This window comes from Streptomyces sp. CNZ287 (assembly GCF_007827615.1).
Map to the genome: position 1 here is coordinate 371309 of NZ_VISV01000004.1, position 13995 is coordinate 385303.

General features: G+C 70.6%; 12 protein-coding genes. 8 read left to right on the top strand and 4 right to left on the bottom strand.

Features of this window, described 5'->3' with window-relative positions:
- Positions 1–26 precede the first annotated feature (26 nt).
- The 3 genes from FB457_RS11675 to FB457_RS11685 form a co-directional block, all read right to left on the bottom strand.
- Positions 27–782, bottom strand: coding sequence for an MBL fold metallo-hydrolase (locus tag FB457_RS11675; protein WP_047015534.1), 756 nt, complete (start codon positions 780–782; stop codon positions 27–29).
- A gap of 88 nt (positions 783–870) precedes the next feature.
- Positions 871–1077, bottom strand: a complete 207-nt coding sequence (locus FB457_RS11680) for a hypothetical protein (RefSeq protein WP_047015535.1) — start codon at positions 1075–1077, stop codon at positions 871–873.
- Positions 1074–1403 carry a hypothetical protein gene (locus FB457_RS11685; RefSeq protein WP_486588997.1) on the bottom strand — a complete coding sequence of 110 codons (330 nt, stop codon included), beginning with the start codon at positions 1401–1403 and terminating at the stop codon, positions 1074–1076. Before FB457_RS11685 ends, FB457_RS11680 begins: the two co-directional genes overlap by 4 nt.
- Positions 1404–1706: 303 nt before the next feature.
- Here FB457_RS11685 and FB457_RS11690 point away from each other — a divergent pair, with 303 nt between their 5' ends.
- A complete protein-coding gene (locus FB457_RS11690) occupies positions 1707–2354 on the top strand; it encodes a GH25 family lysozyme (protein WP_145781771.1) in 648 nt (215 codons plus the stop codon).
- A 54-nt stretch (positions 2355–2408) separates the two neighbouring features.
- On the opposite strand, the gene FB457_RS11695 is transcribed toward FB457_RS11690, so the two are convergent.
- Positions 2409–3635: a PP2C family protein-serine/threonine phosphatase gene (locus FB457_RS11695; protein WP_145781818.1), complete on the bottom strand. Its 1227-nt coding sequence runs from the start codon at positions 3633–3635 to the stop codon at positions 2409–2411.
- Between the two features lie 643 nt (positions 3636–4278).
- Between FB457_RS11695 and FB457_RS11700 the strand changes: the two genes are divergently transcribed.
- From FB457_RS11700 to FB457_RS11730, 7 genes are read left to right on the top strand one after another with little or no spacing between them, the layout of a single operon-like run.
- Positions 4279–5229 (top strand): UbiA family prenyltransferase, encoded by a 951-nt coding sequence (locus FB457_RS11700; protein ID WP_047015537.1) that lies wholly within the window; start codon positions 4279–4281, stop codon positions 5227–5229.
- Positions 5230–5256: 27 nt separating this feature from the next.
- Positions 5257–6876: a class I adenylate-forming enzyme family protein gene (locus FB457_RS11705; RefSeq protein WP_047015538.1), complete on the top strand. Its 1620-nt coding sequence runs from the start codon at positions 5257–5259 to the stop codon at positions 6874–6876.
- A 42-nt stretch (positions 6877–6918) separates the two neighbouring features.
- Positions 6919–8181 carry a nucleotide sugar dehydrogenase gene (locus tag FB457_RS11710; RefSeq protein ID WP_047015539.1) on the top strand — a complete coding sequence of 421 codons (1263 nt, stop codon included), beginning with the start codon at positions 6919–6921 and terminating at the stop codon, positions 8179–8181.
- On the top strand, positions 8178–9161 hold the full coding sequence (locus FB457_RS35185) for an NAD-dependent epimerase/dehydratase family protein (protein WP_047015540.1): 984 nt from the start codon (positions 8178–8180) through the stop codon (positions 9159–9161). The genes FB457_RS11710 and FB457_RS35185 overlap by 4 nt, the downstream gene beginning before the upstream one ends.
- A 5-nt stretch (positions 9162–9166) precedes the next feature.
- Positions 9167–10642, top strand: a complete 1476-nt coding sequence (locus tag FB457_RS11720; protein ID WP_052770259.1) for an FAD-dependent oxidoreductase — start codon at positions 9167–9169, stop codon at positions 10640–10642.
- Complete coding sequence (locus FB457_RS11725; RefSeq protein WP_047015541.1) at positions 10642–11640, top strand: alpha/beta hydrolase; 999 nt, start codon at positions 10642–10644, stop codon at positions 11638–11640. The genes FB457_RS11720 and FB457_RS11725 overlap by 1 nt, the downstream gene beginning before the upstream one ends.
- 57 nt (positions 11641–11697) lie before the next feature.
- Positions 11698–13923 carry an MMPL family transporter gene (locus tag FB457_RS11730; RefSeq protein WP_186461961.1) on the top strand — a complete coding sequence of 742 codons (2226 nt, stop codon included), beginning with the start codon at positions 11698–11700 and terminating at the stop codon, positions 13921–13923.
- Positions 13924–13995 lie beyond the last annotated feature (72 nt).

The window sequence follows — 13995 nt, forward strand, 5'->3', positions numbered from 1 at the left end:
GGCACTGCGGTCGCCGGTCGGCCCTCTCACTCCGCCCCGAATTCCACCACCGTCCCCGGCCGCGCCACCCCCGCCTCCCCGCCGAACCCCCGGCGCGCCGCGGCGATCGCCGCGGCCTCGTCCCCGCCGGGCCACAGGTGCGTGAGCAGCAGCCGCTCCGCGCCCGCGCGGGCCGCGTGTTCGCCGGCCTGGCGGGCGCTCGACAGGTACGGCGCGTCCTCCTCCGGCACCTCCTCCGGGTACGTGGCCTCCGCGAGGAACAGGTCCGCCGCGGCAGCGAGTTCCGCGAGCGCCGGGCTCGGGCCGGTGTCACCCGTGTACGCGAGCACCCGGCCCGCCGCCGTCAGCCGCAGCCCGGCGTTGGGGACGTGGTGCGGAAGCGAGCGGGTCTGGACGCGGAACGGGCCGGAGGTGAACTCCGGCTCCGTCGCCGGGTCGAACGCGCGCAGCTCGTACGAGCCGCGCAGCATCCCCGGCCGGTCCAGCGCCAGCACCGCGTCGAGCGCACCGGCAGGGGCGTAGACCGGCAGCGCGGGCCACGGCCGGTCGGCGAGCGCGCGGGCGCGGAGGAGGGGGTTGAGGTCGGCGCAGTGGTCGGGGTGCCCGTGGGTGACGACGACGGCGTCGACGTCACCGGGCCGCAGGTGCCGGAGGAGCTGCGGCATCACCGCGTACCCGGGGTCGAGCAGCAGCCGGTGCCCGTCGTGCTCGACGAGGTAGCCGCTGCAGGCGGCGTCCGCGGTCGGCCAGGCGCCGCGGCCGCCGAGCACGGTGAGCTTCATGCCGTTCCTCCGGTACGCGCACGGAGGCGGATCCGCCTCCGTGCGCCACGGTAGCGGTGGGCCGCCCTCCGTGCCCGCGTGGGGCCGGTCACCAGGCGATGTGCACCAGGAACCAGCCCGCGAAGCCCACCCAGGCCGCGACGAAGACCGCCTTGCCCACCGGCGTGCGCACCCGGAACCACGCCCGGGTCCGCTCCGAGAGGGTGTCGCCCTTCTTCGGGGTCCACAGCGCGACGACCTCCACTACCGCGCCGAGGGCGAGCAGTCCGCCCCAGATCCAGTCGGACCCGCTCACGCCGGCCGCCCCTCGGCGTCGGGCGGCGGTACGGCGGCCACCGGCGCCGCGGACTGCCGCGCGCCCGACGCCCGCGCCGGGTACTCCGGCGGTCGCGCCCAGCCCAGCAGCACGCCCGCGACGAGCCGCAGCGGCTTCCAGTCCCGCTTCGCCGCCCACTCCTCCAGCGCCCGGAACACCGCGTAGTACACGGCGGTGACCAGCGCGGTGACCCCGGCGGTCACGGTCGTGGAGCCGGCGTCGACGCCGAAGGCACCGGCCGCGGTCACGACCCAGCCGACGAACAGCGGCACCAGGGTACGTAAGACAGAGATGTAGAGATTCATGGTCAGATCCCCCGATCCGCGGCCACCTAGGGTAAAGCGGCCTTCTCACACGGGAGATGCCCGCACAGCGGCCCCCTGAACCACAACCTGAACCTCCTCTTCCGCATCGAACTTCCCCCGGCGGCGCCGCCCCTTGGGCGCGCACACCGCGAACGCGCGATTGGACGACGGCGCTTGCGCGGCGCCCGCAGCGGGGATGAGGGGAGAAACGCACGAGACGGCAAGGACGGCAAAGAACGCGAAAGACAGCGCGAGGGATTTGGCCACCGTCCCGTCCCGACCCCCACTCGAAAGGGACGAGTGATGACCATCAAGGGCATCGACGTCAGTTCACACCAGTCAGGCAACTACTCCACACGAGGCATGGACTTCGTCTTCGTCAAGGCGTCGGAAGGCCGCAGCTACGTCAACCCCAAGCAGGGCGACCAGGCCGCACACGGCCGCGAGGCGGGCCTGGTGCTGGGGTTCTACCACTTCCTCTGGCCGGGCAACATCAAGGCACAGGCCCAGTACTTCGTCGACAAGGCGAAGGAGAAGCCGGGCGACATGCTCGCCTGCGACTGGGAGCACACGAGCGAGGGCACCGCGGCGAGCAACAAGGAGAAGGACGCCTTCATCAAGGAGGTGAAGCGGCTGCGCCCGCGCCACAAGGTGCTCCTCTACTGCAACCGCGACTTCTGGCTCAACCGCGACACCACCAGCTACGCCGGCGACGGCCTCTGGATCGCCCAGTACAACGGCAAGCCCGGCAAGCCGGACATCCAGGCGTCGTGGCGGTTCCACCAGTACACGTCGTCGCCGATCGACACGAACGTGGGCCGCTTCAGCTCGCGTTCGGCGCTGCGCTCGTGGGCGCGGGAGCGGTTCGACGCGAAGCTCACGGCGGACGGGACGGAGGCCGGCGAGCCGGCCGGGACCGCGGCCGGCGGAGGAGCCGAGGACCGGGAATGAGGGTGCGGCGGACCCGGGCCGTCTCTTCCGGATCTTGGGTTGGGGCCGGCGTGCTCAGTCAGGGACCGCGAGGTTGTCGGCGGCGCCCCCGCGCCACTCGATCATGAAAAGGGTGGCGTCGTCGCTGGTGCGCCCGCCCCGTTGCTTCTTCAGCGTGTGGGAGAGCCGGCGCAGATCTGCCCGCAGACTCTGTGACCGCTCTTCCCGCAGGCGGTTGACGCAACCGATGAGACGTTCCTCGCCGAACTGTTCCTCGTGTTCGACGTGTTCCTCAATGATGCCGTCGGTGTAGCACAGGACCCGGTCGCCCGGCTGGAGCGTGTGCTCTCTGACCTTGGGCTCCTCGCCGCCGAAGCCGACGGGCAGTGTCGTCGCGCTCTCCAGTCGCCGTACAACCTTGCCTTCGCGGATCAGCAAGGGTGCGGGGTGGCCGGCATTGACCAGCTCCATCTGGCCGGTGGCGATGTTGACGTGCATGAGCTGCGCCGTGACGAAATGGTCGGGCCCGAACTGCTGGGAAATGGCGGCGTCCATGAACGCGTACTTCTCCGCGAGGCTGACGAACACGCGCCGGGCATGGCGGTAGGCGCCGATGGCCACGGTCGCCATGGTGGCGGCGTCCAGGCCGTGGCCCATCGCGTCGATCACCGCGATGTGCAGGATGTTGTCGTTGAGGGCGTAGTCGAAGCTGTCGCCGGCGACGCGGTAGGCGGGCTCCAGTACCCCCGCCACCGAAACCTGCGGCACCGTCATCGCCAGCGGCGGCAGCAGGTTCCACTGGATCTCCGCGGACACGCTCATCGGCTCCCTGCGCCGGGCCAGGAAGAACTGGTCGGTGTAGGCGCTCGTGGTGACCAGCATGTCGGCCACCAAGCCGGCGAGTCGGCGCAGCAGGCGCCGGATGTCGTCGCCGACGGCGTCCAGGGTCAGGGCCATCACACCCACCTGATCGCTGCCGTCCTGCAAGGGCAGATACACCCGGACGCCGCCACCGGCCTGTGGTGCCTCGACGGGAGCCGCGCGCAGGAAGGCCTGGCCGGCCTGGGAGTCACTGATCGCCTGAGCCTCGCTGACGTGCAGCTTCTTGCCCGGCAACGGCACCAACCGCTCCTGCGCGTAGTCCTGGAGCAGGATGGAGACGTCACGGCCACCGATCCTGGCGACCTCATCCGCAATCAGCGGGGCGATCAGCTGCGGCGGCAACAGCCGCGCCCTGTCCAGCAGCAGGCCCAGCAGCCGCTCGCCGAAACCCTCCGATCGGTCCACGAAGTCCTCGCCCATGGCCCGGTTCGCCACGCCCTTCCTGTCACCACGGTCACCGTCCGGGTACAAGGTGGCCTGCCCAACGGCCCGAGAGGCTCATTACGCCAATGCAGGGCATGTCGGCCCGCGCCGTCTGAGGTGGTGGAATCCGCTGTTCGGCGCCTGGCCCGGTGAGGCGGTCAAGGTGCCGGAAGACGAGCACCGTCATGACCGGCGCCCCGGTCCGGGCCGCGGTCGTACGCCTTCCACACGGCCGCCGGAATCGGCCCCCGCACGCGTGTCCGCGCGCCAACAGGGCTGTGAGCAGCGGCTTTAGTCCCGTCCATGGACTGCTTTGGATACTCGGCCGGGCGCGGGCACGTCCGGGGCCACCTGTTCCGGATCCGGCTCCGGCCGTCCTCCCGCGCGCGCACCCGGGCTGAGCACTCCCGGGAGCCGGGCGCAGCAGTCCGTCCGTACGTCTGGAAGGGAAAAGCGTGACAGGTGCGACGACACCGGCCCAGGCCGGCACCCCCCAGGTGCCCTGCTTCGCCCAGGCGACGGCCCTCAGACCGCCACGGACCTCCTCCGCGTTCAGCCGCCCGGTCTGCGGCTCGGTCCTGATATCCCCCACCGGCCGCAGGCCACTGGCTGCCTGACGGCCTGGAAGCAGAGGTATCTCATGAGCGAGACCCTGCAAGAAGGACGGGCGGCGCCGCCAGGGAAGAGGCTGAGCGCCTTCGTCAGTCTGGCGAAGCTGTCGTTCTTCGACTACTACCTGTCCGCGTTCGTGGTGTGGACGATGCTGCCACCCGGCACCCGGGACGACCTGGGCACCGTGTGGACGCTGGCCGTGCTCACCCTGGGCTGGGTGGGCGTGTGTGCGGCGACCGTCGCGTTCGACGACGTCACGGGCTTCCGGGACGGCAGCGACCAGTTCAACTACGACCCCGGGCAGGGGCAGTTGCGCAGCCGCAAGCGCAAGCCGCTCCTGGACGGGCGGCTGACCGAGCGGGAGGCCGTGCGGTTCGGCTACGCCGCGCTGCTCACCGGCCTCGTCTGGCTGGGGCTCGCGGTGCTGACCTCGCCGCACCGGCCGGTCTGGGCGCTGCTGCTCACCGTCTTCCTCGTCTTCATCAGCGTGCAGTACTCGTACGGCCTGCGGCTGAGCTACCGGGGCGGGCAGGAGCTGGTGCTGCTGCTGAGCACCGGTCTGGTGGTGCTGATCCCCTACGGCCTAACCCACGGGGAGCTGACCGGCATCGTGGCCCTGGAGGCGTACCTCTTCGGCCTCTGGAGCCTGCTGGTCTCGGTCTACTCCAACATCAACGACGTCGAGGGGGACCGGGCCGCGGGCCGCAGGAACCTCGCGATCATGCTCCCTGCCCCGGTGTACCGCGGGGTCATCGCCCTGCTGAGCCTCTCCGAGACCGCCGTCATCGTGCTCGCCTGCGCTCTCGGTGCGGTGCCGTGGTGGTTCGGGTTCTTCCTCGCCCCGCTGGTCGCGGTGCGCGTCGTCCAGATGGCGACCGGCCTGGTCCGGCACGACCCTCTGAAAGCCCGGAAGCTCGGCGGTCAGGCGCATCGGCTCGGTGTCGTCCTGATCATCGTCGCCAACCTGTTCGCCGTCTGACCCACGTCGGGGAAAGCAAGGTGGATCATGAAGAAAGCACCACGTCCGAAGAACCTCGGCGGCCTGCTCGAGTCCTATGCCGGCGCAGAGACGCCGCAGTGGAACCTCGACCGTCCCTTCGACATCGCGCCCGACGGCGGCCGGGAGTACGACGTCTCGGGGCTGGCGCGGCTGGTGGCCGACATGTCGGGGCGGCTCCGGGAGGCGGGCCTGCGGCGCGGTGACCGGCTGGCCATCGTCAAGGAGAACCACCACGACGTCGTGCTGCTGGCGGCGGCCGCGGCCCGTATCGGCGCCCTGCCGGCGATGATCTCCACGTCCATCGCGCCCGCGACGCTCGCCACCATGATGGAGCGCTTCGACCCCCGGGTCTTCATCGCCTCGGACTCGGTGCTCGCCGCCGCCGCGGCCGCGGACGTGACGATGACCGGCGAGAAGACCCAGGTGGTCGCGATCGAGGGCGACACCTCGCTCGCGCCGGGATCCCTCGCCCTCGCGGATCTCGCCGGCGCCGACGTGCCCCCGATGGATCTGCGCGCCGACGACGAGCCCATGATCTGCACGCACACCTCCGGCACCACCGGCGTGCCCAAGCTCGTCGCGCACTCGGCCAACACCCTGATCGGCGTCCTCACCAAGCTGGAGACGCTGCCCATACCGGGCCTCGCGGTGCGTAAGGACGACGTGTTCGCGTCGTGCATCGCGTTCGTCCACGGGCGGGCCATCACCTGGACGTACGCCCAGCTCGCCCGGCCGCCCAAGAAGGTGGTCGTCCTCGGCGGCTCGGAACCGCGGCTCGTCGCCGAGACGCTGAAGGAGCACCGGCCCACGGTCCTGGAGACCTGCCCCAACCTCTACCAGCGCTGGGAGCCGCTCACCGAGAGCGACCCGGAGGCGTTCAGCCGGATCCGGGCCTACCTCAACACCTTCGACGCCATCCACCCCTCCACGGTGCGCAAGTTCATGGAGGCCAGCCGCCGCAGCCGGCCCGTGTGGGGGCAGGTGTGGGGCCAGAGCGAGACCGGTCCCGTGGCCATGGCGCTCTACTCGCGGAACAAGATCCGCAAGAACGCGGGCGCGCTGAACCCGGTGACCAGCAACGTGGGCAGGCCCGTTCCGTTCGTGACCCGGATCAAGCTGGCCGACCCGGAGACCCGCAAGCCGGTGGCCCGCGGGGAACAGGGGCTCGTCCTGGTGCGTACCAAGGGCCTGTGCCTCACCTACCTCGGCGAGGACGAGCGGCACCGGGAGAAGAAGTGGGACGGGTGGTGGAACACCGGCGACATCGGCGTGCGGTCGCGTACCGGGCTGCTGCGCATCCTCGACCGTGAGGTGGACGTCATCCCGGGGACGAGCGGCATCGAGCTGGAGAGCATCCTGCTGGAGCGGCTGAAGAGGTCCACCGAGGTGATCGTGCTCGGCAACCCCGGCGGCCTGCCGGTCCCGGTGATCAGCCTCTCCGGCGGCAGCACGCTCGGCAAGGAGGAGTGGAGTGAGGCCACCGAGGGACTTCCCGAGCTCGCCGAGCCGAAGATCATCGACTGGGACGAGTTCCCCCGCACCGGCACCTGGAAGGTCCGGCGGTTCGATCTGCGCCAGCAAGTGCTCGGCTCCCAGGCCACGTACGGCTCCGGCCGCTGGACCTGAGCGGACCGCCACCTCAACCGCCACCAGAGAACGGACCAGGCGATGAAGAAGATCGTCATCATGGGCCAGGGCTACGTCGGTCTCCCGCTCGCCATGCTGGCTGCGGAAGCGGGCGACACGGTCGTCGGCTTCGACGTCAGCGAGGAGCGGGTCAAGAGGTTGTGCGCCGGGGAGTCCTTCGTCGAGGACATCGCACCGGAGCGGCTGGCCAGCGCGCTGGCGTCGGGCAACTACCGGCCCACCACCGACGAGAAGCAGATCGGCGGGTTCGACGTCGCGGTCATCAGCGTCCCCACGCCGCTGCGCGAGGGGGCGCCGGACCTCCGGCACATCGAGTCGGCGACGGACACGGTGGGGCGTTTCCTGCGGCCGGGCGCCACCGTCGTGCTGGAGTCCACCACGTACCCGGGGACCACCGAGGAACTGGTCGCCCCCATCCTCGAAGAGCGCTCGGGACTGACCGCGGGCGAGGACTTCCAGCTCGGCTACAGCCCGGAGCGGATCGACCCGGGCAACCGCACCTGGACCCTGGACCGTACGCCCAAGGTCGTCTCCGGAGTGAACGAGAAGTCGCTGGCGGCCGTCGACGACTTCTACGGCGGGCTCATCGAGACCACCGTCCCGGTCGGCTCCACCCGGGTCGCCGAGCTGACCAAGCTGGTGGAGAACACCTTTCGCCACGTCAACATCGCCCTGGTGAACGAACTGGCGATCTACGCGCGGGAACTCGGGATCGACGTGTGGGAGGCCATCGACACGGCCTCGACCAAGCCCTTCGGCTTCATGCGGTTCACCCCGGGGCCCGGAGTCGGCGGGCACTGCCTGCCGGTCGACCCGGTCTATCTGTCCTGGCGGGTGAACAGGGCCCTGGGGCAGCGCTTCCGCTTCGTGGAGCTGGCCAACGACGTCAACGACCACATGCCCGGCTACGTGGTCCAGCGGCTGATCTCCGCGCTCAACGAGCGGCGGATGTCGGTCAACGGCGCCCGCGTCCTGGTGCTGGGACTCGCGTACAAGCCGGACACGGGCGACGCCCGGGAGTCGCCGGCGGTGCGGGTCATCGAGGCCATGCTGCGGATGGGCGCGAAGGTGCGCGCGGTGGATCCGCACGTGGTCGAGCCGATCACCATCGACGACCGGGTGATGCGCGCCGAGCTGGTCCCCGAGGAGATCGCGCAGGCCGACGCCGTGCTGCTGATCACCGATCACTCCTCGTTCGACTACGAACTGGTCGTCGAGCACGCCCCGTACGTCCTGGACTGCCGGCGCCGGCTGCCCGCGGGCCCGACGGTGGAGCACCTGTGAGCGGGCCGCCGCAGCGCATCCTGGTCACCGGCGCGACCGGCTTCGTCGGCGGCGCGGTGACCCGGGCGCTGCTCGCCGCGGGCCGCGAGGTGACGGCGCTGGTACGCGACACGTCCCGGGCGGAAGGGCTCGCCGAGGCCGGCGCCAACCTGCACACCGGCGACATGCTGCGCCCGGAGACGTACGTGCCGCTGGTGGACGGCGTGGACGCCGTGGTGCACGCGGCCCAGCTCCGCGTCGGCGGACGGATGTCGAAGGCCGTGCTCGCCCGCATGCACGAGGCGGACCGCGTGATGTCCGACGCCCTGGCCCAGGCGTGTCTGAAGGCCGGGAACAGGCTGCTCTACGCCGCCGGAACGTTCGTGTACGGGGACCACGGCGCCGAATGGATCGACGAGTCCACCCCGCACACCCCCGCCCCGCTGGGCGCCGGCCACGCGGACGGCGCCGCCCGGCTGCGCGCCCTGACGGCGCGGGGCCTGGACTCCGTGGTCCTCTACGCCGGCTTCGTCTACGGTCCCGGCGGCAACTTCAAGGCCGCGTTCTACGACCAGGGGCGCGCCGGCCGGCTGCGCCACCCCGGTGACGGCCGGAACCACTGGAGCTGCGTCCACCTCTCCGACCTGGCTGCCGGCTACCTGGCCGCGCTGGACCGGGCCCCGGCGGGCAGCGGCTACAACCTGGTCGACGACGAGCCGCTGCCGCTCGCCGAGTTCACCCGCGCCATCGCCCGCGAGATGGGCGTGTCCCGGGTGTCGCGGGTGCCGGGATTCGCCGCCTCCCTGGCGCTGGGCCGCCCGGTGGCCGCCTCGCTCATGACGTCGTACCGCGTGTCCAACCGCCGCGCCCGCGCGGACCTCGGCTGGGCGCCGGCCCACCCCACCGTGGCCGAGGGCCTGCCCGGAACCCTGGAGGCCCTCGCGGCCGGCGCGGCGGCAATACCACCACACGGCTCCTCCACGAAGCAGCGCGGAAGGTGAGGCAGATGAGTAGGAACCTGAGCGGCACGCGGGACGGTGCGGGCCACGCCATCGTGATCGGCTCCAGCCTCGCCGGGCTCACCGCTGCCGCCGTGCTGGCCCGTCACATGGAGCGGGTCACCGTGATCGAGCGGGACCGGCTGCCGAGCGACGCGCAGTGGCGTCCCGGAGTCGCGCAGTCGCGGCACGCGCACAACCTGATGGCCGCCGGGCACCAGGGCCTGGGCAAGCTGTTCCCCGGGATCCAGCAGGAGCTGCTCGACGCGCAGATGGTGTCGGTCCGGGTGCCCGAGGACATGCTCATGCTCGCCCCGGGCGGCTGGATACCCCGGTTCGAGACCGGCATGACGATGATGACGGGCACCCGCGACATCGTCGACGCGGTCGTCCGGGACCGGCTGCGTGCCGAGCCGAAGGTGACCTTCCTCCAGGAGCACGAGGTGGTCGGGCTGCAGGGCGGCCCCGGCGACTCGGTCAGCGGTGTCCGCGTACGCGCCAAGGACAAGGACGCCAAGGGCGGCTGGGGCGAACCGGAGCCGATGGCCGCGGAGTTCGTCGTCGACGCCGCGGGTCGCAAGTCCCGCGCACCGCAGTGGCTCGGCGAACTGGGCTACGACAAGCCCGCCGAGAGCGTGGTGGACGCCAAGACCGCCTACGGCACCACCGTCTACGAGCCGCCCGCGGGACACGCCGCCGACTGGAAGTGCATCCTGCTGCTGGCCACCCCCGAGAACCCCCGGCAGGGCATCCTCAACCCCATCGAGGACGGGCGCTGGATGGTCTCGGTCTCCGCCAGCGGCGGCAACCGCCCGCCCACGGACCAGGAGGGGATGCTGGAGGGCGCCAAGTCGCTGCGCCACCCCGTGGTGTACGAGGCCATCAAGGACGCGACTCCCGTCGGCCCGGTGTACGGCTCCGGCCGCACCGAGAACCGCTGGCGCCACTTCGAGAAGCTGCGCCGCTGGCCCGACCGGTTCCTGGTCATCGGCGACGCACTCGCGGCCTTCAACCCCTCGTACGGGCAGGGGATGTCCGTCGCGGTGCAGAGCGCGCTGCTCCTCGACAGGATGCTGGAAAGCCGCGGGACGAACGGGGGCGGCACCCACCGGCTCCGCCGCGCGCTGGCCAAGCAGGTCGCCGTGGCCTGGCAGTTGGCCACCGCCATCGACCTGCACTACCCCTGGGCCGCCGAAGCGAGCCCGCCCGACCTGCCGACCCGGCTCGGCATGCGCTACGTCGACCGCGTCGGCGCCGCCGCGCCGACCGACCACGACGCGGCCCGGGTGGTCCTGGAGCTGGCCCAGCTCCTGGCCGCACCGACCGCGGTGTTCCGGCCGCGCGTGCTCAGGTCGGCGCTGCGCGGGCCCCGCGGGCCCGTGTCCACCGACCCCCCGCGCGCGCCGCACGGCGCCCCGACCGCTCCCGGAGCGGACGTCCGGGCGATCTCGTCGCCCTCCAACCGGAAAACAAGGAGTAGCTGATGTCGACTCAGTCCACAGACAAGGCGCCGGATATGACATCGGGTGGGGGATCGGAAACCGGCCACATTACCGAGGATCTGACGTTCCGTATCCGGACGAGCGCCGACCCGGAGAACGAATGGGAACTCAGCGCTCAGCTCGTCATACCCGAGGGCGGCGCCGACACCGTCCAGGTGCTGCTGCCCGGTCTCACGTACGACAGGCGCTACTGGCAGGTGCCGGGCGAGTACGACTACTGTGACCATATGCTCCGAGCCGGATACGCGGTGTTGCTGCTTGACCGGGTGGGAACGGGAGCGAGCAGCAGGCCCCCGGCGACACAACTCCACGCGGACAGCCACGTCGAGACCATCCATCACGTGATACAGCAGCTCCGCTCCGGCACCCCGTCCGGGCACTCCTTCGGCAAGATCGTCTCGGTCGGGCACTCCTACGGCGCGGGCATCGCCATCATGGAAGCGGCCGCACACGCCGACATCGACGCGCTCGTGGTCACCGGCATGCTGCACACCACCTCGCCGCTCTACGACGAGGTGATCAACTTCTTCCACCCGGGCTCCCAGGACCCGGTCCTGAACGATGCCTCCCTGCCGCAGTGGTACATGACCCAACGCCCCGGTCTGCGCGCCCGGATGCTCGAGCACGCCGACGGCATGGACCCCGAGCTCTCCGCCCATAACGAAAAGATCAAGTCCACCGCCACCATCGGCGAGGGTGAGAGCCTGCCAAAGACCTATCTGCCCGAACATTCCCGTGCGGTCAAGGTCCCGGTCTTGTTGGTGGTGGGAGAGCATGACGCCTTGTTCAGCAGTGCGGATGTGGACTTCGCGGCAACGGGCGAGGCCGTACTCGCCTTTGAAGCGGACTTCTACGCGGCGGAGTCGGAGCTGGAGGCACACGTCATCCCAGGCGCGGGCCATTCCCTGAACGTTCACCGAAATGCCACCGACAGCTACGCCATCGTCCGGGACTGGGTGGACCGGAAGCTCTCCGGGTAGTTCCCGTGGCGGAGTTGATGATGCGAAAGGTAAGTGATGTTTGATCGACTGACGCGCATGGCGCTCACGTCACCGAAGAAGGTGGTGGGACTGACCTTACTGGTCGTCTTCCTCTTCGGTGGGGCTTCGGCGGGGTTGCAGGACCGGCTGACCATGGGCGGGTACGAGTCCACGGGCACCGAGTCGTACAAGGCGGCCCAGGAACTGGAGAAGACGTTCGAGCAGGGGGAGCCCAACCTCGCGCTCGTCGTCGAGGACGCCCGTGGCGTGGACGACCCGGAGGTGGCGGCGGCCGGCGGCCGGCTCACCGAGAAGCTGGCGGACGAAGCGGACGTCACCAACGTGGTGTCCTACTGGTCTTCGGACCAGGCGCCCGCGCTGCGCGGGGAGTCGGGCGAACAGGCCCTCGTCCTCGGTCGGATCACCGGTGACTTCGACGACGTCATCGACCGGGTGGAGAAGCTGGACGAGGACTACACCGGCAAGGTGGACGGCCTTGAGGTGACCACCGGCGGCTCCGCCATGATGTGGCTGGAGAACACCACCAAGGCCGCCGAGGACGCGACCAAGGCCGAGTTCATGGTCTTCCCGCTCGTCCTGCTCGTTCTCATCATCATCTTCGGCGGCGTCGTGGCCGCCCTGCTGCCGCTCTCCGTGGCGATATGCGCGATGCTGACGTCGATGGGTGTCCTCTTCGGCATCACGTTCGCCATGGACACCTCCAACGTGGTGGTGAACACGACCACGTTCCTGGGCATCGGCCTCGGCATCGACTACAGCCTGCTCTTCGTCACCCGGTACCGCGAGGAGCTGCGCCGCGGCAAGGAGATCGGCGAGGCGATCAGCACCACCCTGCACACCGCGGGCCGGACGGTGCTCTTCTCCGCGTTCACCGTCGCCGCCGCCTTCCTGGGGCTGCTGGTGCTGCCGTTCACCATGATGAGGTCGCTGGCCATCGGCTGCATCGTCACCTCACTGCTGGCCGCGTTCCTCACGGTGGTGCTCCTGCCGGGGCTGCTGAAGTGGCTCGGCCCGCGGATCGAGAAGTGGCGTCTGATCCGGCGCAAGTCCGACCCGTCCGAGGACGGCGGCGGTTCCTGGCACAAGCTGGCGACCGGCGTGATGCGCCGCCCCATCGCGGTGACGGTGCTGGTCCTCGCCATCGTCATCCCCCTCGGCCTGCCCGCGCTCAACATGAACCTGCGGCTTCCGGACGAGAGCGTGCTCGCCACGGACGCCCAGTCGGCCGAGGTCGCCTCGGTGCTGCGCGAGGACTTCGACTCGCGTGAGCAGCAGCCGGTCCAGATCGTCGCGACGAACACGGGCGCACCGGACCAGCAGACCGGGGAGATCGACGACTACGCCAAGCGGCTGTCCGAACTACCCGGCGCCACCCGGGTGGACACCCTCACCGGCACGTACCAGGACGGGCAGCTCGCCGCCGAACCCGGCCCGGCGTCCGCCCGGTTCGCCGTGGACGACGGCGTGTACTTCTCGATGATCCCCGCCGCGGACCCGTACTCGGACGCCGGCACCGACCTGGTCGAGGACGTCCGGGCGGAGAAGGCACCGTTCGACGTGCAGGTCGGCGGGCAGGCGGCCGTGAGCACGGACACCTTCGACACGCTGGTGGACCGGCTGCCGATCGCCGGCGCGATCCTCTTCGTGATCATGTTCATCCTGCTGTTCCTGCTCACCGGGAGCATCCTGCTGCCGCTCAAGGCGATGGTGCTCACCGCGCTGAGCCTGACCGCCACCTTCGGCGCGCTCGTGTTCATCTTCCAGGACGGCAACCTGATGTGGCTGGTCGGCGACTTCGTCGAAACCGGCGGCATCACCTGGACGGCACCGATCATGATCTTCGCCATGGCCTTCGCCCTCTCCATGGACTACGAGGTCTTCATGATCTCCCGCATCAAGGAGGAGTACGACCGCACCGGTGACAACGAACTGGCGGTCGCCTCCGGCCTGGAGCGGGTCGGCAAGGTGGTGACCTACGCCGCGCTGCTGCTCTCGCTGGTCTTCCTGGTCCTGCTCACCTCGGGCATCAGCTACATGAAGGCCATCGGCATCGGCATGGCGCTGGCGATCGTCATGGACGCCACGCTCATCCGGGGCGGCCTGCTGCCGGCGTTCATGAAGCTCATGGGCAGCGCCAACTGGTGGGCACCCAAGCCCCTCAAGGCGCTGCACACCCGCTTCGGCATCAGGGAGGGGGAGGAGATGGGCCCGACGCCGGCCGCCACCGGCACCGACGCCTCCTTGGCCGCGCAGAAGCAGTAGCACCACCTCGTACGGCCGCTCACCGCGCCGCCCGGCTCCCTGGGGAACCGCGGTGCCCGGCGGCGCGGGTGG

Excerpts from the sequence above, each read along its gene's own strand:
- FB457_RS11700 (WP_047015537.1), top strand. The coding sequence starts at position 4,279 with ATGAGCGAGACCCTGCAAGAAGGACGGGCGGCGCCGCCAGGGAAGAGG.
- FB457_RS11705 (WP_047015538.1), top strand. The coding sequence starts at position 5,257 with ATGAAGAAAGCACCACGTCCGAAGAACCTCGGCGGCCTGCTCGAGTCC.
- FB457_RS11725 (WP_047015541.1), top strand. The coding sequence starts at position 10,642 with ATGTCGACTCAGTCCACAGACAAGGCGCCGGATATGACATCGGGTGGG.
- FB457_RS11710 (WP_047015539.1), top strand. The coding sequence starts at position 6,919 with ATGAAGAAGATCGTCATCATGGGCCAGGGCTACGTCGGTCTCCCGCTC.
- FB457_RS11720 (WP_052770259.1), top strand. The coding sequence starts at position 9,167 with ATGAGTAGGAACCTGAGCGGCACGCGGGACGGTGCGGGCCACGCCATC.
- FB457_RS11675 (WP_047015534.1), bottom strand. The coding sequence starts at position 782 with ATGAAGCTCACCGTGCTCGGCGGCCGCGGCGCCTGGCCGACCGCGGAC.
- FB457_RS11690 (WP_145781771.1), top strand. The coding sequence starts at position 1,707 with ATGACCATCAAGGGCATCGACGTCAGTTCACACCAGTCAGGCAACTAC.
- FB457_RS11695 (WP_145781818.1), bottom strand. The coding sequence starts at position 3,635 with ATGGGCGAGGACTTCGTGGACCGATCGGAGGGTTTCGGCGAGCGGCTG.
- FB457_RS11685 (WP_486588997.1), bottom strand. The coding sequence starts at position 1,403 with ATGAATCTCTACATCTCTGTCTTACGTACCCTGGTGCCGCTGTTCGTC.
- FB457_RS11730 (WP_186461961.1), top strand. The coding sequence starts at position 11,698 with ATGGCGCTCACGTCACCGAAGAAGGTGGTGGGACTGACCTTACTGGTC.